The sequence below is a fragment of the Synechococcus sp. A18-25c genome, from assembly GCF_014280035.1.
GTDB lineage: Bacteria > Cyanobacteriota > Cyanobacteriia > PCC-6307 > Cyanobiaceae > Synechococcus_C.
Window position 1 is genome coordinate 2,415,971 of the sequence record NZ_CP047957.1, and the last position, 19,710, is coordinate 2,435,680.

Consider the following 19,710-nt stretch of genomic DNA (forward strand, 5'->3'; position numbering starts at 1 on the left):
GATGACCATGGATCCGAACGTGAACAAGTCCCCGCAGGGCCCAGGTGGTCAGAACGCCAACCAGGAGCAGGTCAGTGCTGCCGGCAAGCTGGTGAAGCAGGCGCGCTCCGCACTGGAGAGCCGCATCACGACCATCTCCGACGAGGAGAATGTGCTGCAGCAGAGCCGCTTCTGGATGAAAGCGGTCACCTGGAGCCTGATCGGCACCACCTTTTTGGGCATCGGCTGGCTAGCGGTGGCGCGCACCGAAGAAGTGGTGGTCGCCACCGGCAAGCTCGAACCTGTCGGCAACGTGAAAGACGTGCGCATTCCACCCGGCGGCGTGGTGGAGGAGATCTTGGTGAAGAACGGCCAGCGGGTCTCCAAAGGCGACCCGCTGATTCGCTTGGATCAGGAAAGCACCGCTGAACAGCTCAAGTCACTCACCCAGGGGTTGCAGGAAAAGGACACGCAGATTGCACAGAAGGAACAGCAGCTGCAGCTGAAGAAGCTGGAAAGGGAGAGGACGTTGGATCTCAACCGCGAACAGGTTGCCACCACCCGCGCCAACCTCAGCCTCGAGCAGGAGATCCTCACCCGCCTCGCCAGCCTCGCTCAGGAAGGCGGCATCCAAGACATTCAATATCTTCAGCAACGCAACAGGGTGCAGGAGCTCAAGGGCGAGCTCACCAAACTGGATCTTGAAGGACGTCGTCAGATCAACCAGATCGACCAGCAGATCGAACAACTGAGCGCCGAGCTCGCCGGCTTGCGCAGCGAACGTGCGCAACTGAACGCCAACTTCACCGAAGTCAAAGTCACCAACAAGAACCAAACCCTGCGCGCGCCCGTGGATGGGATCGTGTTCGATCTGAAACTGAACAACCCCGGCTTCATCTCCCAGGCCTTGTCATCCGAAGTGGCCCTGAAGGTGGTGCCCTTCAGCACCCTGGAAGCCGATGTGGAGATCCCAAGCAACAAAATCGGTTTCGTGCGACCGGGGCAGCCGGCTGACATCAGCATCGACTCGTTCCCGGCTAGTGATTTCGGCGTTCTGGAGGGCACGGTGGCATCGGTGGGATCAGACGCGCTCCCCCCCGATCAGCAGCAGTTGCGTCAGGAATACAAATTCCCTGCCGTGATCAAGCTGAACAGCCAGCAACTGCAACTGAGCAGTGGAACAACTCTGCCTTTGCAAGTGGGCATGTCGCTAACCGCCAACATCAAGCTGCGAAGCGTCAGTTACCTGCAACTGCTGCTCAACACCTTCCAAAGCAAGACCGACTCCCTCAGAGAACTCTGATCGGCATCCTTCAGCGCTTCACCCGCTCCTAAAGCTCAACTGCCTCCTGTTGGCGCGTCTCCGCTCTCCAAAGACGCCAGCGCAACTGAGCACCCTTGGGCAGATCCACCACGATCGGCCAGGAGGCGTTGTACGGAACCAGATAGGGCTGCTTGCCCAAGGACAGGAAGGAGCGCTTTGTGGGTTCGTCCGCCGGACAAGCCTTGCGCGTGCTGATCAGCGCCATCGGTCCCCGCACCTCAAAAAGTGCCTTGCCGGAGGCCTCTGGAAGCATGCGCATGGTCATTCCAGAGCCTGATAAGCGCTGCACGTTGCAATCCAGGTCAACCTCCTGGCCAACGATCAGCTGGATGCGCCAGTCAATCGGCCGAGCGGAAATGATCGGATCAGAACTGTTGGGCAGCAGACCCGAGGGCTGAATCACCCAACGCTGCAGACCCGGTGCGGGCGCGGGATAGCCGCTCAGATCGAGACGAGGAACCGCTGCGGCAACCGTCGGCATCATCAACAGCAGCGCCAGGCCAGATCCCACGGCGGTCATCGGCGTCAACGGAACACGCACGGACTTCGTCATCCCCTTTTGGGCAACAGAATGCACAGCATGACCGATTTCTCTGCGATCGCCCTGCTCTCCGGCGGGCTTGACTCCGCCACAGCAGCGGCTTTAGCGCAAGAAGCCGGAGGACGGGTGATCGGCTTGTCATTTGACTACGGCCAGCGACACCGGCGCGAATTGCAGTCGGCCGCGGCAATCGCTGAAGCCCTCAACCTGGTGGAACACCACACGGTCAGCGTCAACCTGGCCAGCTGGGGAGGGTCCTCACTCACCGACAACGCGCAAGCTTTGCCAGTTGATGGCGTGCAAGACGGGGTGATCCCCAGCACTTATGTCCCCGGGCGCAATACGGTATTCATCAGCATCGGGCTGAGCCTGGCCGAAGCCCGCGGCGCTGATCGCCTTGTGCTGGGCGTCAATGCCGTGGACTACTCCGGTTACCCCGACTGCCGACCGGACTACTTGGACGCTTTTCAGACCCTGGCGGATCTCAGCAGTAAGGTGGGCCGAGAAGGGCGTGGCCCACGGCTGTGGGCACCACTGGTAGAGTGGAGCAAGCTAAAAATCGTGGAAGAAGCACTACGCCTAGGGGTCCCGATCGAACGCACCTGGAGCTGTTACAGCGGCGGTGATGACCCCTGCGGCGTGTGTGACAGCTGCCGAATCCGCGATGCCGCGCTGCGGGAAGCCGGTCGGCCTGATCTTTGCAGCATCGCCAGGCGATGAGAGTGCTGCGCAGGCGATTGCCATGGCGTGAACCCGCTGAGGTCGCGGCTGTTCTGGCCCATCTGCATGGAGAGCAGGGCCTCATCTGGCTGGACGGCGATGGCGGCGAACTGGGAGGGCGCATCACCCTGGCAGCGGATCCTTTGGAACAGCACTGCTGCCGCGGCCTACCTGGCGATCCTGATGCCACCAACCCCTTTTCCAGACTGCGGCAGCTGAGCCCAGGTCACTGGACCGGCTGGCTGAGTTACGACGCCGCGGCCTGGACCGAACCGACGAACCCCTGGCGTGCCGATGCCATGGCCAGCCTTTGGATTGCGCGTCACGATCCAGTGCTGCGCTTTGACCTGCAGACCAAAGAACTCCACCTGGAAGGCATCGACCCCACCCGCCATGCTGCGGTGGGGCATCAGCTGGAAACCCATCTGATTGAGGCCATCGCGCCCGAAGTCACCGCGACGCAGCGGCTCAGTTGCCAATGGCACCGCCACAGCAACCGCGACGCGTTCATGGCTGGGGTAACGCGCATCCGTGAACTGATCGCCAGCGGAGATCTCTTTCAGGCGAACCTCACCGCCTGTGCGAGCGCAACGCTTCCGCACCACACAAGCAACCTGGCGCTCTATCAACGCCTGCGCCAACGATGCCCCGCCCCCTTCAGCGGTTTGCTAGTCGGCGGCGGCACCGCCGCAGGCGAAGCCGTGCTGTCTACCTCACCGGAGCGGTTCCTTGAAGTCATGCCAGGTGGAGCCGTGCAGACCCGACCGATCAAAGGCACCCGTCCACGCCATCCCGATCCGCGCATCGACGATGACCTGGCGGCCGAACTGGTGTGCAGCGCCAAAGACCGAGCCGAGAACGTGATGATCGTGGACCTGTTGCGCAATGACCTCGGCCGCGTTTGTGTTCCAGGCTCAGTGCAGGTGCCGGATCTGGTGCGCCTGGAAAGTTATGCACGCGTGCATCACCTCACCTCGGTGGTTACCGGCCAGCTGAAAGCGGGCACCACCTGGGTGGATCTGCTGGAAGCGAGCTGGCCGGGCGGCTCCATCACAGGAGCCCCCAAGCTGCGGGCATGCCAACGCCTGCAGGAGCTGGAACCGCTGGGACGTGGTCCCTATTGCGGATCGATCTTGCACATCGACTGGGATGGCCGCTTCGACAGCAACATCCTGATTCGCACCCTGCTGCGCAAAGACGCTGCTCTGCGCTTGCATGCCGGCTGCGGCATTGTCGCCGACTCGGATCCCGCCGCTGAGGCCGACGAATTGGACTGGAAACTGCTGCCGCTGCTGGAGGCGCTCGCATGACCTCGTCTGGGCTGGCGTGGCATGACGGCCAATGGGGAGACAGCCACAGCCTCCATCTACCGCTCTCCGATCGCGGCCTGCAGCTGGCGGATGGGCTGTTCGAAACCGTGCTGATCCTCAACGGCAAAGCCCAGCTGCTCGAGGCCCACCTGCAGCGCTGGCATCAGAGCGCACTGCTGCTGGGCATGGCCACGCCGCCAGATCGAGCCGCGCTGGACCACTTGATCGACGAAGCCATCGCGCGAGTCAACCTGAATCACAGCGGCAGCGCAGGCGCTTTGAGACTGAACTGGAGCCGTGGCCGCGTCGCCGGTCGTGGCATCGGAGTTCCCCATGAGACGCCGGATGCCACGCAGCATCGCTTCTGGTTCACCCTGCAGCCCCATCCGCTCTGCTTCGAGCCGACCAAAACCTGGATCTGCACGCAGGAGCAGCGCAACGATTGCAGCTTGCTCAGCCGTTGCAAGACCTTGGCCTACGGCCAATCGATCCAAGCCCGCCGGGAAGCGCAGCGCCATGGAGCCGAGCTAGCACTGCTGCGCAATACCCGTGGAAACCTCTGTTGCGGCGACAGTGCCAACCTGCTGGTGCTCCGTCAGGGCGAATGGATCACGCCACCGCTCAGCAGTGGCTGCCTGCCTGGTGTGATGCGCGCGCAACTGCTCCAGCGGGGGCTGGCCCGGGAAGCCACGCTGGGCGCTGAGCTGCAATCCGGCGATCAGGCGCTGCTCATCAACAGCCTCGGCTGCAGAGCACTGAAGGCAACGAATGACCAGCCGTTGCGCAGTGAACTCCAAGCGGAAACGCTGTGGCGCCAACTGCTCAGCTCCTGAACTCAAAGGGTTGCCCCCCTTGTCTGACCTCCACCTCGATCCATGATCTAGCGAAGGAACCCGTGAGCGGGCTGGAGGGTCAGCTTCCCCCCGTGCTCTCACAGACCTGACGCAGCGGCTTGATCCAGATCGAGGCCCGGTGCCACCCGTTCCAGCTGCTGGCGGCTGAGGCGGGGCATCACCAGCAACTTCAGGGGATCACGCCCCGCCGCCACCAACGGATCAGTCGGAGTCGGCAGCAACGAGGGCATCACCGGCTGCAAGCGCAGGAGTTGGTCAAAGAAACCGCGTGCCATCCCCTTGAGCTGCCTGCGAGCAAGCGGAAGATCGGGGCCAAGAACCTTAGGCGGAAGATCGGAAGTGCCCTCCAAGAACGACAGATGCGTGCCGTTGCGCTGGAGCACCAGAAGCGAGCCCGGCTGCTGAATCCAGCTGAAGGGGATCAACTGCTGGGAGATGGAGGGAGCAAAGATGTCGTTGCTGCCCGACACCATCAGGATCGGAACGGCCAGTGCCTGTATCGAGGTGGCACTGAAAATCGGATTGGTCACAGGGTTAACGGCAACGGCAACCTTCACGCGCGGATCACGAAAGCTCTTGCGTTGCGACACCTGGTCATGCCCGGAACACTGCCAGACCATGGCGGGATTGAGCACCACGACCTTTGGATCCGACAGCTGGAGGCACTGACGGTCGAGGGCCGCCCAGTCGAGCTCAGCCCCCGCCAACGCCGTGACGGTGTATCCCCCCAGAGACTGGCCCAGCACGCCCACCCGTTGGGTGTCCACGCGAGCACCCCAACGCTGCTCCACCTGATCAATTAAGGCACTCACATCCAAGGGCTGAGCGAACCAGGCATTCACCGGTGGAATCAAGGCAGTGCCCTGAATCACAGCTTGAACAGCATCGGCGCTGGTGAATGGAAAATTCAGCGACGCCACCGCATAGCCATGGCTAGCTAAGTGACGCCCCACATACAGAAGCGCATTCATGTTGGAGTTGAGACCAGGGGCAATCGCCACCAGTGGAGCTGGGCTAGCGGCAGTCGACGTCTCCGGTAAGTAGGCGATAGCGCTGATGCGCTCGCCATCACGCCCCTGGAATTGAAAAGGGATCTGACGGAATGGGATCGAGCCCTCGACCGAAAGGGCGGTGAGCTCGGATCCTGCGACAGGAACCGTCTTGCCGCTGGTCAGGATGTCGAACATCGCCTCCTGTTGAGCCATGCCCAACGTCAGTGACTGCTCCAGGGACAGCACCGCCGCGACGTTCACAGGAAGCCGTTGCGTGGGATAAGCCTCCAACACGTTGATCAAACGCAGACCTCCGGGCTTGGCTGCGCCAAGCACCAGAGCAGACGACAAGGCCGGTTCCGCCACCGAAGCCGGTTGATCCAGCACCTTCACCAGCTGCTGAAGTGAACGGCGGCCTAATGGGGTGCTGAGCAGATTGGAGACAGAAACCTCATCCACCGGCAACGGCTGGCTGAGCACTCTGCGTAGTGCAAGTTGCTCCGCAGGTTTCAACCGCTGCAGGATCGGTTGCAACTCTGGAGCCACGGCTCCGGTCTCACTGAATTGGCGCAGCTCCGGCACAGAGACATCTCTGGCGAGCTCCCCGAAACGAAACACAATCCGTTCAGCCGCGACGGTCACTGACCCAGAACTGACAACCAGGCCGGTGATCAGAGAACCGAGCCAAAAACGCAGCCTTCCCATCGTGATGCCATCAATACCTGCATGATCGCCCGCATCCACGTGCGTGCCCCAGCAGTGAAGGATGAAGCGCCTAGAGCCCAGGGATGAGACGCAGCACAGCGGCCGACCAGCCGACCCCGTGAGGGGCTGGTGCCAACTGATAGAGGCCCGCGTCAAGTCCTGGTTTCAACGCAGGGTGCGGTCCATTGGCACCTGGAACCACCACCGCACAATCGCTGGCGTCCAGCAACGGCAGATCATTCGGGGAATCGCCGAGTCCAAGCACCTTCACATCCGGACATCCCAAGTGCTGCTTCAGCCGCTGCAATGCCTTGCCTTTGCTGACATCCAGACCCAACAGGTGCCCGAGACGATTGCCCTGCACCACAGACAGTCGCCGTTGGGCAGCAAGACTCAGAAGCTTGTCGCGTGACGCAGGATCCGTCGGCGACACAAAGGGAACACTGCATTGACGTCGCTGCGCCTGGCGTAACGCGTCTCCCTGGAGCCCCAGTAAGCGGTGAGCATCATCGGCATTCAGATCATCCAGAGCTTGCAGCGGTTGCCCCAAGTCCTGCGCAAGCTGATCCAGCTGCGGTCGCAACTCTTGCCAGCTGGGACCCAAGGCCAGATGCCAGGGTTTGCCATCGGATGATTCACCGTGAATCGCCCCACCGTTTTCAACAATGAACGGGTCATGCAATCCGATCTGCTCCCGAAAACGCGACACCTCTTCGGCGGTCTTGCTGGTGCAAGGAATCACAGGCACACCACAACGCTGCAGTCGCTGAATGGCTGCTTTGGCAGGGGACCAGTCGTAGTGATGGTCCATCAAGGTGCCGTCCAGATCCGTAACGACCCACCAGAGGGATTGCGGAGTCTTGGTCATTACTGAACCAACCACAGCACTGCATAAGGCTCCAGGGCATGCAGCCTGCGTGGGTGGAGCACCTGACCGCTCAAACAATCGGTCCAATCCATTTCCGGATCACCGCCGAGCCGTGCTGGGTCCAAGGTCAGACGGGATGCTGTCATGTTGTGCACGGCCACAAGACTCTGACCATCGAGGGTGCGGCGCAACACCACGCGATCCACGCGGTCGGGACTAAGCAGCTCCATGTCGGCATCGGGATGGAGCGCTGGCAACTCCGCCCGTCGCGCTAGTGCCTGATTCATCACCGTCAGCACAGCCGTCGCATCACTTTCAGGATCCGCAAGACGGCGTTCCAGCGTCGAGGCCTTGAACTGAGGCCGATTCAGATCACGGCGATGGCCACTGATGCGAAAGCGGGCCAGATCGTTGGGTGTGGCCAGGATGGCGGGAAGATAAAAAGCCGGCACTCCGGGCAGCACCAGCATCAGCAGATGGGTCAGCAGAAACCGTTCCCGCTGAAGGTAAGCGGGGTCGATCCCTCCATCAGCCATCGCACTCCACCAACTGATGTTGATCTCATAAGGAACCTCCTCTCCAGAGGCCAGGCGACGATGACTCACCAGACCACCACGCTGTTCACAATCGATCAACAGATTCAACAGTCGCTGCTGAGGCATCAATCCCTCCAAGGGTCTCAATCCCACCCCGTCGTGGCAGGCGGTGAAATTGAGCAATGAAGTGGAGTCCGGCAGCTCCGGCCAACGGGCCAACCAGCTGTTGAGTAGATCTGCAGAGCCGCTGATCGTTGCTTCAAGCAGCAGGGGTGGCAAGGGAAAGTTGTACGCCAGATGGGCCTCTCGACCACTGCGCAAATACGACAGATTCTCCTGTTCAGGAACATTGGTCTCGGTCACGACGACACCACCGTCGCCACAGACATGAGACATCAAGTAGCGCAGCACTTCCACCAGCTGATGGGCCTCAGGGCGGTGGATGCAGTCGGTGTGCGGCTCTTTCCAGACAAAACCCACGGCATCGAGACGAATCCAACGCACGCCATGGGACAACTTCTGTTTCAGCAAGCGGACGAATCCCAGCAGCACTTCTGGATGCCGCCAGTTCACGTCCACCTGATCCGGGCCAAACGTGGTCCACACCTGACGATGACCGGATGGGCCTTGCAAGCGCGTGAACAACGCAGAACTGCGGGGACGAACAACTGAATCCCAACAGGGATGCGGCTCAGCCTCCAGCACACAGAACCGGCCGGGGGCCTCGTCGCGAAGGAACTGACGCACCCACGGGTGAGACGCCGACACATGGTTCAGCACCAGATCCGCCATCAAACGCCGCCCTTCAGCCAAGGCTGCGAGATCACTCCACTCGCCATGACGGGACTCAAGGCGCTCATGGCTGGCTACAGCAAACCCACCGTCACTCGTGGATTCCAGGAACGGAAGCACGTGGATCACCGGAGCAAAGAGCCGCAAATGGCGGTTCACAAACCTGCTTAACCCTTGCAGTCCAGGCTTTTGCTCATCGAGGACAGCATCGGCATAGGTGATCAGCACCACGTCATTGCCAAACCACGGCTCAACATCGAGGGATGGATCGGCATGAACAGCAGCGTGACCGAGAATTTGCAGCAATTGCGACGACAACTCTTCGAGATCACCGGAAGAATTGTCCGGGTAGAGATTTCTCAGCAGAGCTCGCAGCGTTTCATCACGCGGAGACTGCATCACGTTCCAGCTGAACACGTGTCAGGTATGGAGCAGGTCTCTCTCCTCTGTTGTCGCATTGGACACCGCATGGATTTTCAGCAGAGTCTGATCACCACGGTTCATGACTACAGCCTTGGCAACCTCGATGCCATTGCCTTCAACAAGGAACTCAAGCAGCGACCGACGGCCCTCTTGATTCCTTGCCTGATGGAGGAATTCAGCCGTCCGGCTCTGACGCTCATCCGCGACACCCTGGCATCACTCACCGAACTGACATCCCTCGTGATCGCACTCTCGGCAGAGAGCGCTGAGGATGTCGCAGAAGCGGAGCGCTTCTTCGCCGACATGCCATTCCCTGTGCGCGTGCATTGGACCAATGGCCCCGCCGTCGGAGAAGTGCTTTCGTCCATGGCAAGTCTTGGGCTGGAATTGACCGGGCCTCCCGGCAAGGGTTGGGCTGTGTGGCAAGGCCTGGGAGTTGCCTGCCAAGACGCGGAGGTGATCGGACTGTTCGACGCTGACATTCGCACCTTCGGTTCGGGCTATCCAGAACGGATGCTGCGGCCTTTGTTGGACCCCTCCCACGGCATGGCCTACGTCAAGGCCTTCTACAGCCGCCTCTCTCTGGAAACACAGGCACTTCAGGGTCGTGCCACACGCTTGTTTGTTGGACCGCTCCTAGCCAGTCTCGAGCAGATCTTTGGGCCCCTCCCTTACCTGCGCTATTTGCAAACCTTCCGTTATCCCCTTGCAGGTGAGTTCGCGTTTACGCGCGATCTGGCCATGAACCTACGCATCCCCTCCGACTGGGGGCTGGAAATGGGTCTCCTGTCTGAGGTCTACCGCCATGTGGCACCCAGCCGCATCACTCAAGTGGACCTGGGCCTGTTCGATCACAAACACAAAGACCTCGGACAGAAGCCCAATGAAGGTCTTCAACGCATGGCTAGCGAAATCTTCTGCACGGTTCTGCGCAGCCTGATGGAACATGAAGGTTGCGTGGTCTCCATGGATCAGCTCCCAACTCTCGAAGTGCTCTACCGACGAGTCGGAGAAGATCGCGTGCGCCAGTTTGGTCTCGACTCCGCCATTAATCGACTCCCCTATGACCGCCACGGAGAAGAGTTGGCCGTTCACCGATTCGCCGATCTGCTGCGGCCTGGTCTTGCCTCATTGATGGAATCCCCCATTGCCCATCAGCTGCCGAGTTGGTCGCGCCTGAACAGCTGCAATCCTTCCTTTGCAGATGACCTTGCGCAGGCAGGACAGGCTGGTCGTTCCTCGACTTACAGCTCCGCCATGATGCGCCGGCCTCGCCGACCGAACTGCGAAACCGTGAATCCTCGGCTGACCCGCCCCAGCCGACCGTCCACACCCACAGCTGCCTGAATCACTCCCTTCTGCGTTGCCGATGGATGCAGTCATCGCTACATAAATGGAGCGTTTGGTATCACCACAGAAAATTGGTTCTGAGTCAGTGCTGATTCGGTGACCAATCAGACATTGACCTTGTCGCCGGCTAGCGACATTGGGGACCTTGTTTTTACTTCCAATGCTTGAGTGCGTTTATCGCAACGACACCAACCGGATGGTGATCGTGAAGCTGATCGGCGATCAACAGTTTTATCGAGAAAAGGTCGTCATGCCCATGGAGGTGTTCTGGTTCGAAGCTCCGGAGCAAACGCGACTCGAGATCTGGCAGATGTCACCCCAGGGTCAGATGTTGCATGTGCGTGCTGATATCACCGACTATGTGTATGTGGAAGAGGCGGCGGCAGCGAAGAGTGCCTGAGCCTTCCAAGAACTACCTTGGCTGCTTCAGGAGCTTTGCCTAGACCGTGCAAACCCTTTGGTGCAACTCGGCCTTGAACACAGCACGAACCCAAGCTCAGACGCTGAGAAACTCATCCACCACCGATTGGCTGAGTTCACTGGTGGGACCACTGGCAACGATTCCACCCCGCTGCATCGCGTAATAACGATCCGCTTGTCGCACGAAATTCAGGTGTTGCTCAACCAGCAGAACACCGATCCCCGTTTCAGCGATAATCCGCCGCACCGCCGACTCGATGTCCTGCACGATGTTGGGCTGAATGCCCTCCGTGGGTTCATCAAGTAACAGCAGCTTTGGCTTGCCGAGCAGGGCTCTGGCGATGGCGAGTTGCTGCTGTTGTCCGCCGCTCAAATCACCTCCCTTTCGCGGGAGGAACTCCTGCAGCACAGGAAAGAGCTCATAAACGATGGGATCGATCCGACGGCGGCTACTCAGCCCACCGGGCAAAGCTTCCATCCCGAGCAGCAGGTTTTCCTCAACCGTGAGCTGAGGAATGATTTCACGGCCCTGGGGGACATACCCCAACCCAGCCCGTGCCCGTTGATGTGGAGCCGCGCGGTCGAGTCCCTTGCCATCGAAGCTGATCTGACCGCTGCGCGGACGCAACAGACCGATCAAGGACTTCAGCAGGGTGGTCTTGCCGACACCATTGCGCCCAATCAGGCAAACCATCTCTCCAGCCTTCACCGTGAGATCCACATCCCGAAGGATGTGACTCTCGCCGTAGAAGGTATTGAGACCTCGAATCTCTAACAGCGTCATCATGCGTTCTCCTCCTCAGTGCTGCCGAGATACACATCAATCACGCGTTGATCGACCTGAACTTGATCCATGGTTCCCTCACAGAGCACATGGCCCTGATGCAGAACCGTGACCGGACTCTCGAGGCGGCGGATGAACTCCATGTCGTGTTCGATCACCAGCACCGTGTGATCACCGGCCAGGGATTTGAGTAGATCCGCGGTGAGGTCAGTCTCCTCATCCGTTAGCCCTGCAACCGGCTCATCGACCAGCAACAAATCAGGGTCCTGACCGACGAGCATTGCAATCTCTAACCACTGCTTCTGTCCGTGGGACAGGGAACCGGCCTTCCAGTCGGAACGGTGCTGCAAATTGACGATGCCCATCAAGTGATGCACCCGGTCACGCTGCTCAGCACTTAGGCCTCCGAACAACAACGGCCAGGGTTGCTTGGGTCGACTCACCGCCAGGGCGAGATTTTCCTTCACCGTGAGCTTTTCAAACACCCGCGGGCTCTGGAACTTGCGACCGATCCCCAAGCGTGCGATGAGGTGCTCGCTGGTTCCGATCAGCGAACGACCCTTGAACACCACATCCCCTTCTGTGGGGGGCGTTTTACCAGTGATCACATCCAGGAAAGTGGTCTTCCCGGCTCCATTGGGTCCGATCACAGCCCGCAACTCACCAGGCTGCAAGGAAAGATTGAGATCACGAAGGGCCAGAAACCCATCGAAGCTGACGGTGATCTGACTCAGTTCCAACAAGGAATGGCTCATGGCTGCACCTCCTCCTGACCTTCAAATTCGAGCTGCGGATACGTCCCACTACGACGCACAATCCCCAGGTTGTTGAGTAACTGACCACATCGAACCAGCCAGATGCCGAGACGGTTCATCGCTGTTGAATCAACACTTTTGTCGATCAGCACATCGCCCCAGGCAATCGCTTGATTGCCCACTTGGTTAAGCAAGGAACCCAATCGGTTGAACCCGTTGCCAGGGCCTTCGCCACGGAACCAGCCGATCACACCCTCCGGCAGAACCGTCACCACCAGGATGAACAATCCGCCCTGAATGAACAGCCAGGTCTCCGGAAACACCTCACTCACCAGACTCTGGGCGTAGTTGATCACCACAGCGCCGAGAATCGCTCCCACCAAGGTGCCGCGTCCCCCGACCGCCACCCAGATCACCATGTCAATCGACATCGGCACCTCCATGAATTGCGGCGAGGCACTACCGGATTGGACGGTGTAGAGAGCTCCACCGATGCCCGCAAGGGCACCGGCCAAACCGAACACGATGGTCTTAAACAATGTGGGGTTGTATCCGGCAAAACGAAGACGCGGTTCGTCATCACGAATGGCGATCAACACATCACCAAAGCGACCGCGCACCACCCAACGCAAGAACGCCCAAACCACAATCACCACAACAGCGGTCACCCAGAAAAACCACCGCTGCATCAATTCAGAACCGACGAACTGACCAAACAATTTCGTCGCCGGCGTCTGCAATCCGTTGGTGCCGTTGATCAGTTTCTGCTGGCCATTGAAGAAGTTGTAGAAGACGAGCAGGGCAGCCTGAGTCAGGATCGAGAAATAGACCCCTTTGATCCGGTTGCGGAACACCAGACCACCCAAAACGGCTGCCAAAAGACCGGGAACCAACCAGATCGCGACCAAAGTGAACCATGGAGATGCAAAGGGATGCCAAAAAAACGGCAGCTCACTGACGCCATAAAGGCTGAAAAATTCGGGAATTCCATTGAGGAGATCGCCAGCACTACTGAGTTGCAGATACATGGCAGCGGCATAACCACCCAACGCGAAGAAAATTCCCTGGCCAAGACTGAGGAGACCGGTGAAGCCCCAGATCAAATCGATGCCGAGAGCCACAATCGCCAAGGCCAGAAAACGACCCAACAGATTGAGCCTGAACTCAGACAGCACCGCAGGGGCCGCGACGATGGCGGCAAGAATCACCACCCAGAGAAGAAGCTGACGCCAACGAGGCTGTTGAAGGAGCTGCAACATCAGATCAAGCCTCCACCATGCGTCCCTTCTGGGGGAACATTCCCGCAGGGCGGAACTGCAAGAACACCACGATCAGAGCGAAGATCATCACTTGGGCCATGCTGGTGGTGGCAAAGAAGGTCACAGCACCCGCCAACGGGGCAGGCATGTCGGGCCAGAGCGTGAGTAATCGGCCGGCTCCGATCAGATCTGTCAACCAACCGATCGTGAAGGAGGCCAGCACCGTGCCAAACAAATTGCCAACGCCGCCCAGCACCACGACCATGAAACAGCCCACGATGTAAGAGTTGCCGACATTCGGGCCCACGGAACCCAGCAGGGAGACGGCCACACCGGCCACACCGGCCAAGCCTGAGCCAATGCCAAACGTCAGAACATCAACCGTGTCGGTCGCGATGCCCAAACAGTCACTCATGGATCGGTTCTGGGTCACGGCACGGATACGCATTCCCCAGACACTGCGGTTCAGGAACCAGGTGACCCCAAGCACCGCCACCACGGTGACCACGATGATCACCAAACGCGGCACCGGAACGGTCAAGCCAAGCAAGTCGATCCCGCCGCGCATCCATTGCGGAGCCGTGACATCCACATTGCGGGCATCCGCCTGAGCCAGTCGACTGATCTGAGACCCCAGGCCATTCGCCAGAACAACGCCCATGAGGGCTGCGACGCCCCAGCTCCCCGCGCGAACCAGCCGTGAGCGAGAACCATCCAGCCAACGATCTGGGAGAAACAACGGCAAACCGAAACCCACCACAAGCGCAAGAATCAAGCCCGACGCATTGGCCATCGGGACACTGCGCACGAACTGCTGGAGGATCAGACTGACTCCCCAGGTCGCCAACAACGTCTCCAAGGGATTGCCGTAAAGACGGCGAATCACCGTGCGTTCCAACAACACACCAACCACGCCGCTGACGAGAAACGCGATTGGAATCGAAACCAGGACGTAAAGGTCGTAGACGGGGGCCAACGCCGGCAACTTAAAAATCAACTGCACCACGAAAGTGGTGTACGCCCCCAGCATGATCAGCTCACCATGGGCGAGGTTGATCACCCCCATCAGGCCAAAAACAATCGCCAATCCAAGGGCGGCCATGAGCAGCACTGAGCCGATAGCCACGCCGTTGAACAGGCTTTCAAAAAGCAGTTGCACGACTGTCTGAAACGAAACGTTCAGGAAAACGACGAAAAAAGGAGCCCGAAAACGAGCTCCTCTGCAAGGAAAGATCGAGCTTGAATCAGCCGATCAGAGCTTGTACTTGCCGCCCTTGGAGGCATCGGTCCAGTCGCAGGCAAAGCCGGTGGAATCAGGGTGGATCTGGTTCCAGGCCTGGGGAGCGATCGGGCCATCGGTCTCCTCGAGGATGGCGAACTGTCCATCCTTGGTGATCTGACCGATGCGCACGGTTTGGGACAGGTGATGATTCGGCATCACAGTGACCTTGCCCTGAGGCGCATCAAATTCGATGCCGACGAGAGCTTCACGCACCTTGTCGTTCTCGAAGCTGTTGGCCTTCTCAACGGCAGCTTTCCAGAGATAAACCATGTTGTAGGCAGACTCCTGAGGGTCAGCCACCTGACGGTCTTCGCCGTACTTCGCCTTGAAGTCAGCCGCGAACTTCTTGGAAGCAGGCGTGTCGATTGACATCATGTAGTTCCAAGCGCCGTAGTGGCCCTCAAGGAACTCAGGTCCAATCGTGCTGATCTCCTCTTCCGCGATGGAGTAGCTCATCACGTAGTAACCGTTAGCGGGGGTGAGGCCAGCATCCTGAATCTGCTTGAAGAAGGCGACGTTTTGGTCACCATTCAGGGTGTTGATGATCACACCGCCGTCAGGCAGGGCCTCCTTGATCTTGGCGATGATCGGGGCGACTTCCGTGTTACCCAAGGGCAGGTAGTCCTCGCCGACCACCGTGCCGCCCAGCTGCTCCACCTGGGATTTGGTGATGGTGTTGGAGGTGCGGGGGAAGACGTAGTCCGAACCCACGAGGAAGAAGGGCTTGCCAGCGGCAGGCGACTTCTCATACATGAACTTGGTCGCAGGCTCAGACTGCTGGTTCGGAGTCGCACCGGTGTAGAAGATGTTGTTGGAGCACTCCTGACCCTCGTACTGGATCGGGTAGTAGAGGAAAGCGTCCTTGGACTCGTAAACCGGGAGCATTTCCTTGCGGCTGGCGGAGGTCCAACCACCAAAGACCACAGGCACATTGTCCTGGTCGATCAGCTTTTTGGACTTCTCAGCAAAGGTGGGCCAAGAAGAAGCACCGTCTTCAACGATGGTTTCGATCATGTATTTCTTGCCATCCACTTCAACGCCGCCGGCGGCGTTGATCTCTTCGATCGCCAACTCTTCGGTATCGACAAGCGTCTTCTCGGAGATCGCCATCGTGCCGGTTAAGGAGTGAAGGATGCCGACGGTGACAGTGCAGTTTTCGCCATTGGCGTCGCACTTGGCGTTGGTGGCGGCCTTCTCACCACCGCCGCAGGCGGTCACAGCCAGACCCAACGACGTTGCGGCCAGGCCGGCAAACAAACGCTTTGAGAGAGAGGAGCTCATGAAATGTGCAATACGGTGATGGACGGACGTCTGACGACGACCGAACCCTGACCATGGCCCTCACACTCACTACAAGAACGTATCAAGAGGAACATTTTTGCCCCCCAAGCGGGCGGCAATCAAAGATTAGGTAGCTGTCGATACACAAACTCAATGATGCGTTCGAGCCCCTCTCCGCTGTGGAGATTGGTGAAGCACCAAGGACGCTCCCCGCGCATCGCGAGCGTGTCGCGCTCCATCACCGCCAGATCGGCTCCAACCAATGGGGCCAGATCAATCTTGTTGATCACCAGCAGATCCGACCGCGTAATACCGGGCCCGCCTTTGCGCGGAATCTTGTCGCCAGCCGCCACATCGATCACATAAATGCAAAGGTCAACCAGCTCTGGACTGAAGCTGGCCGCGAGATTGTCACCACCGCTTTCCACCAGCACCAGATCCAGACCAGGGAACTGGTCCTCCAACTCAGCAACAGCCGCCCGATTAATCGAGCAGTCCTCACGAATCGCCGTGTGGGGGCAGCCACCGGTCTCCACTCCACGAATCCGCTCCGGCTCCAGAGCTCCAACACGCGTCAGGAATTGGGCATCCTCATGCGTATAAATATCGTTGGTTACCACAGCCAGCTGCAGTTGATCACGGAGGCGACGACAGAGCGCTTCCACCAGGGCCGTTTTCCCTGAACCCACCGGACCAGCCACCCCAAGACGCAGCTTGCTGCTCATCAGCTTCGAAACAGGCGGGAATACAACTCAGCATGGGCGAGCTGTGCCATCCCCGCACCCACGCCACCATTCCAGAGCGTTCGAGACCCACAGGCCAGCAATTGTTCCGCTTCACGCCTAATCAAGGGCTGCAAGCGGTGCTGCAGCACCTGAGCACGCGTCGGCCCCAGCGGCAGCAGCCGAACGGCAGCACTGAGCTGATTGGCAACCCAGCCGTAGAGATAACCCTCCACCATCTCCTCCTTGGAAACCTCTAACGCCGATGCCGCAGCGGCCCAGGCGCTTGGCCAGCTCAATGGCACCGCGTCGGGGAGCGGCCGGCCCATGTCAGCCAACAACTGAACCAAAGACAATCCCATCTGACGCAGTTGCGCACGGACCTCAGAAGCTTCACGGGTGGCCAGAAGCCATCCATCCAAATCGATCAAGCGCTGCTTTGCCGCAGCATCACCCCCGCACCAGGCTGCAACCTCCCGCGCTAATGAGGGAAGCGCGGAAGCCTCCAAGCGCAAGGCACCACGGCACAGCTCAGCCTCCAACCAACCCTGCAACTGAAAGTCATCCGCAATCGCCCCCGACTGAATCAGCACTTCCAGCCCCTCGGAATAACTGAAAGCGCCCACCGGAAGGGCAGGACTCACCAGCTGGAGCAAAGACAGCGACGTCATCCGTGGGAATGCTCCGCATAGGCCCCACGTTCAGGAGCGAAGGGCTGACAGCAGCGGCTCACCCGCAGCCCCAGGGTCTGCAACATGTCAGCCAGCACAGGATCGTCAGGCAACAGCAGCTGTTGCTCATGCAGCTCAAGAGCCACATGGCGATTACCCAGGTGATAAGCCGCTTTGAGCAATGCCAGAGCAGACCCCGCTTGCACTCGCAGCAAGGCTTCCGGTGCAGCGGTGACCTCCACCCGCACGGAACAGGCTTGATCCGTGAGGCAATCCCCGGGCTTCAAAGCACCATGCCTCGGCAGTTGGAGCAAAACCTGGCAACCGCAAGCCGTCTGACGCCTTCCTCGCAGCACAGTGCGCTCAGTCGCGGTCAGCGGCAGCTGCAAACCGACCATCGCACCGTCTGGCTCACAACGCTTCTCCAACACGATCACCGTGTCACTCACGAGCAACCCTCTTGCTGCTTGAAGACTGCCCAGCAACGTCCCCAAATTTGGTGTGCACTGCTACAAAACAATCGGTCCTTGCCATCCGAGCCTTCTCGAATGAGAGGTCTTGAGCCCTGGCACGGCCGTTGCCAGCTGCAATTCCACATGGATCAGCACGGCCGCACACGCCATCAAGGGGGCTGCAGTGCGCCCTTCAAACTGATGCGAGGCGAAATCGGCGGCGATGGCCGCTGCGATATCCCCCTGCTGCACACAGCGGGAGGGCTGGTGGGGGGTGACCGCCTCAGCATCGATCTGAACCTTTTAGATCACAGTCGCAGCCTGGTAACCAGTGTGGCCGCGCAGAAGGTGTATGGATCGATCGGCCTTAGCCGCATCCAGCCCCAAGGCTCTTGGGCACAGCAAACCGTGAAGGCACATCTCAGTGACCATGGGGATCTGGAGTGGCTCCCCCAGGAACTGGTGCTGTATGCCAACGCGCTCTATGAGCAGAACCTGAACGTGACCCTGCCTGACAACGCGTCGTTCCTCAGTGCCGAGATTGTGCGACTAGGACGGACCGCTGCGGGCGAACAGCTCGATCAGGGTCGATGGCGCTCCAGCTTGGAGATTCAACGTTGTGGCCCTGAAGGACGTCGCTGGGAACTCGTGGACCGAATCGAACTGGGGGGCGACAGCCTGAGTGACAACCACGGCATGGGCGGAGCCCCGGTGTTTGGATCCCTCGCATGGGCCGCCCCTCGCAAGCTGCAACCATCGGAAATCCAAGAGCTGCTGGACGGAGCACGGGCGGATCGTGAAGGCCTGGAGGGCACGATGCGCTGCAGTGCGCTGGCGCAAGGACTGGTGGCTCGCTATCTGGGCCACTCCAGCCGCGACGCTCGCTTCTGGTTCAGCCGTATCTGGGCCCGCACCCGCCACTTGAGGAACCTCAGTCAGCCCGAGATCCCACGGGTTTGGCCCTTACAGGAACAGCCCTTACAGCGATCAAAGTCCACACTGAACACTGCGCCGGCGCCGGCAGAGACACACTGAACAAGACCGAGCTTCGCCATGCATCTCAGTCCCCAGGAAAAGGACAAGCTCCTAATCGTGACCGCAGCACTGCTGGCTGAGCGGCGCTTGAACCGTGGTCTGAAACTCAACCACCCCGAAGCGGTGGCCTGGCTCAGTTTTCTGGTGCTGGAAGGCGCCCGCGACGGCAAGAGCGTGGCGGAGCTGATGCAGGACGGCACCACCTGGCTGCGTCAAGACCAGGTGATGGAGGGAGTGCCCGAGCTCGTCCATGAGGTGCAGATCGAAGCGGTCTTTCCCGATGGCACCAAGCTCGTCACCCTGCACGACCCGATTCGCTGAGGCAGAACCCATGGCACCTCTCATACCAGGCGAACTGCTCCCCGAACCGGGAGAACTCGAGCTGAATGCAGGCCGCCCCGTCACCACGCTGAGCGTCTCCAACAGCGGCGACCGGCCGGTGCAGGTGGGCTCCCATTTCCATTTCGCCGAAGCCAACGCCGCCCTGCAGTTCGACCGTGCCGCGGCCCGCGGTCAACGGCTCGACATCCCCGCTGGCACCGCCATCCGCTTCGAACCCGGCGACAGCCGCGACGTGCACCTGATTCCCTTCGCCGGTGCGCGACGCGTCATCGGCTTCAACGGCCAGATCAACGGACCCCTCGACGCCTGACCC

General features: G+C 59.9%; 21 protein-coding genes. 9 read left to right on the forward strand and 12 right to left on the reverse strand.

The window, feature by feature from the left end; genetic code table 11:
• Position 1: 1 nt before the first annotated feature.
• Complete coding sequence (locus SynA1825c_RS13020; RefSeq protein ID WP_186469675.1) at positions 2–1,282, forward strand: HlyD family secretion protein; 1,281 nt, start codon at positions 2–4, stop codon at positions 1,280–1,282.
• Positions 1,283–1,310: 28 nt separating this feature from the next.
• Here SynA1825c_RS13020 and SynA1825c_RS13025 read toward each other — a convergent pair whose 3' ends face one another.
• Positions 1,311–1,856 carry an ecotin family protein gene (locus tag SynA1825c_RS13025; protein ID WP_370593756.1) on the reverse strand — a complete coding sequence of 182 codons (546 nt, stop codon included), beginning with the start codon at positions 1,854–1,856 and terminating at the stop codon, positions 1,311–1,313.
• 27 nt (positions 1,857–1,883) lie between these two features.
• Between SynA1825c_RS13025 and queC the strand changes: the two genes are divergently transcribed.
• The 3 genes from queC to SynA1825c_RS13040 are packed head-to-tail and all read left to right on the forward strand — an operon-like array spanning position 1,884 to position 4,707.
• Complete coding sequence (queC, locus tag SynA1825c_RS13030; protein WP_186469676.1) at positions 1,884–2,564, forward strand: 7-cyano-7-deazaguanine synthase QueC; 681 nt, start codon at positions 1,884–1,886, stop codon at positions 2,562–2,564.
• A complete protein-coding gene (locus tag SynA1825c_RS13035) occupies positions 2,561–3,874 on the forward strand; it encodes an anthranilate synthase component I family protein (protein WP_186471226.1) in 1,314 nt (437 codons plus the stop codon). Before queC ends, SynA1825c_RS13035 begins: the two co-directional genes overlap by 4 nt.
• A complete protein-coding gene (locus SynA1825c_RS13040) occupies positions 3,871–4,707 on the forward strand; it encodes an aminotransferase class IV (protein ID WP_186469677.1) in 837 nt (278 codons plus the stop codon). Before SynA1825c_RS13035 ends, SynA1825c_RS13040 begins: the two co-directional genes overlap by 4 nt.
• A gap of 98 nt (positions 4,708–4,805) precedes the next feature.
• Here the strand turns inward: SynA1825c_RS13040 and SynA1825c_RS13045 are convergent, their stop codons facing one another.
• The 3 genes from SynA1825c_RS13045 to SynA1825c_RS13055 are packed head-to-tail and all read right to left on the reverse strand — an operon-like array spanning position 4,806 to position 9,020.
• Positions 4,806–6,464, reverse strand: coding sequence for an alpha/beta hydrolase (locus SynA1825c_RS13045; protein ID WP_255478400.1), 1,659 nt, complete (start codon positions 6,462–6,464; stop codon positions 4,806–4,808).
• Positions 6,465–6,495: 31 nt separating this feature from the next.
• On the reverse strand, positions 6,496–7,293 hold the full coding sequence (locus tag SynA1825c_RS13050; RefSeq protein ID WP_186469678.1) for an HAD-IIB family hydrolase: 798 nt from the start codon (positions 7,291–7,293) through the stop codon (positions 6,496–6,498).
• Entirely contained in the window at positions 7,293–9,020 is a 1,728-nt protein-coding gene (locus tag SynA1825c_RS13055; RefSeq protein ID WP_186471228.1) for an alpha-amylase family glycosyl hydrolase, read from the reverse strand. The genes SynA1825c_RS13050 and SynA1825c_RS13055 overlap by 1 nt, the downstream gene beginning before the upstream one ends.
• Positions 9,021–9,089: 69 nt before the next feature.
• Here SynA1825c_RS13055 and SynA1825c_RS13060 point away from each other — a divergent pair, with 69 nt between their 5' ends.
• Together SynA1825c_RS13060 and SynA1825c_RS13065 are read left to right on the forward strand one after the other, a co-directional pair.
• Positions 9,090–10,391, forward strand: a complete 1,302-nt coding sequence (locus SynA1825c_RS13060) for a glycosyl transferase (protein WP_186471229.1) — start codon at positions 9,090–9,092, stop codon at positions 10,389–10,391.
• Positions 10,392–10,554: 163 nt separating this feature from the next.
• Positions 10,555–10,794, forward strand: coding sequence for a DUF1830 domain-containing protein (locus tag SynA1825c_RS13065; protein ID WP_186469679.1), 240 nt, complete (start codon positions 10,555–10,557; stop codon positions 10,792–10,794).
• A gap of 96 nt (positions 10,795–10,890) precedes the next feature.
• Here SynA1825c_RS13065 and urtE read toward each other — a convergent pair whose 3' ends face one another.
• The 8 genes from urtE to ureE all read right to left on the reverse strand — a co-directional run bounded on the left by urtE (position 10,891) and on the right by ureE (position 18,017).
• Complete coding sequence (gene urtE, locus SynA1825c_RS13070; protein ID WP_186469680.1) at positions 10,891–11,601, reverse strand: urea ABC transporter ATP-binding subunit UrtE; 711 nt, start codon at positions 11,599–11,601, stop codon at positions 10,891–10,893.
• A complete protein-coding gene (urtD, locus tag SynA1825c_RS13075) occupies positions 11,598–12,353 on the reverse strand; it encodes an urea ABC transporter ATP-binding protein UrtD (protein ID WP_186469681.1) in 756 nt (251 codons plus the stop codon). The genes urtE and urtD overlap by 4 nt, the downstream gene beginning before the upstream one ends.
• Positions 12,350–13,612, reverse strand: coding sequence for an urea ABC transporter permease subunit UrtC (gene urtC / locus SynA1825c_RS13080; RefSeq protein WP_255476984.1), 1,263 nt, complete (start codon positions 13,610–13,612; stop codon positions 12,350–12,352). Before urtC ends, urtD begins: the two co-directional genes overlap by 4 nt.
• Before the next feature lie 4 nt (positions 13,613–13,616).
• Positions 13,617–14,771 (reverse strand): branched-chain amino acid ABC transporter permease, encoded by a 1,155-nt coding sequence (locus SynA1825c_RS13085; RefSeq protein ID WP_186469682.1) that lies wholly within the window; start codon positions 14,769–14,771, stop codon positions 13,617–13,619.
• Between the two features lie 93 nt (positions 14,772–14,864).
• Positions 14,865–16,175 carry an urea ABC transporter substrate-binding protein gene (urtA, locus tag SynA1825c_RS13090; RefSeq protein ID WP_186469683.1) on the reverse strand — a complete coding sequence of 437 codons (1,311 nt, stop codon included), beginning with the start codon at positions 16,173–16,175 and terminating at the stop codon, positions 14,865–14,867.
• A 119-nt stretch (positions 16,176–16,294) separates the two neighbouring features.
• Positions 16,295–16,900 carry an urease accessory protein UreG gene (ureG, locus tag SynA1825c_RS13095; protein ID WP_186469684.1) on the reverse strand — a complete coding sequence of 202 codons (606 nt, stop codon included), beginning with the start codon at positions 16,898–16,900 and terminating at the stop codon, positions 16,295–16,297.
• Positions 16,900–17,568: an urease accessory protein UreF gene (locus tag SynA1825c_RS13100; RefSeq protein ID WP_186469685.1), complete on the reverse strand. Its 669-nt coding sequence runs from the start codon at positions 17,566–17,568 to the stop codon at positions 16,900–16,902. The genes ureG and SynA1825c_RS13100 overlap by 1 nt, the downstream gene beginning before the upstream one ends.
• Complete coding sequence (ureE, locus tag SynA1825c_RS13105) at positions 17,565–18,017, reverse strand: urease accessory protein UreE (RefSeq protein WP_186469686.1); 453 nt, start codon at positions 18,015–18,017, stop codon at positions 17,565–17,567. The genes SynA1825c_RS13100 and ureE overlap by 4 nt, the downstream gene beginning before the upstream one ends.
• Before the next feature lie 99 nt (positions 18,018–18,116).
• Here ureE and SynA1825c_RS13110 point away from each other — a divergent pair, with 99 nt between their 5' ends.
• Genes SynA1825c_RS13110 through SynA1825c_RS13120 form a run of 3 tightly spaced genes read left to right on the forward strand, consistent with a single transcriptional unit; the run spans position 18,117 to position 19,707 of the window.
• Entirely contained in the window at positions 18,117–19,055 is a 939-nt protein-coding gene (locus tag SynA1825c_RS13110; RefSeq protein ID WP_186471230.1) for an urease accessory protein UreD, read from the forward strand.
• An 18-nt stretch (positions 19,056–19,073) separates the two neighbouring features.
• Positions 19,074–19,376, forward strand: a complete 303-nt coding sequence (locus tag SynA1825c_RS13115) for an urease subunit gamma (RefSeq protein WP_038552166.1) — start codon at positions 19,074–19,076, stop codon at positions 19,374–19,376.
• A 10-nt stretch (positions 19,377–19,386) separates the two neighbouring features.
• On the forward strand, positions 19,387–19,707 hold the full coding sequence (locus SynA1825c_RS13120; protein WP_186469687.1) for an urease subunit beta: 321 nt from the start codon (positions 19,387–19,389) through the stop codon (positions 19,705–19,707).
• Positions 19,708–19,710: the final 3 nt, after the last annotated feature.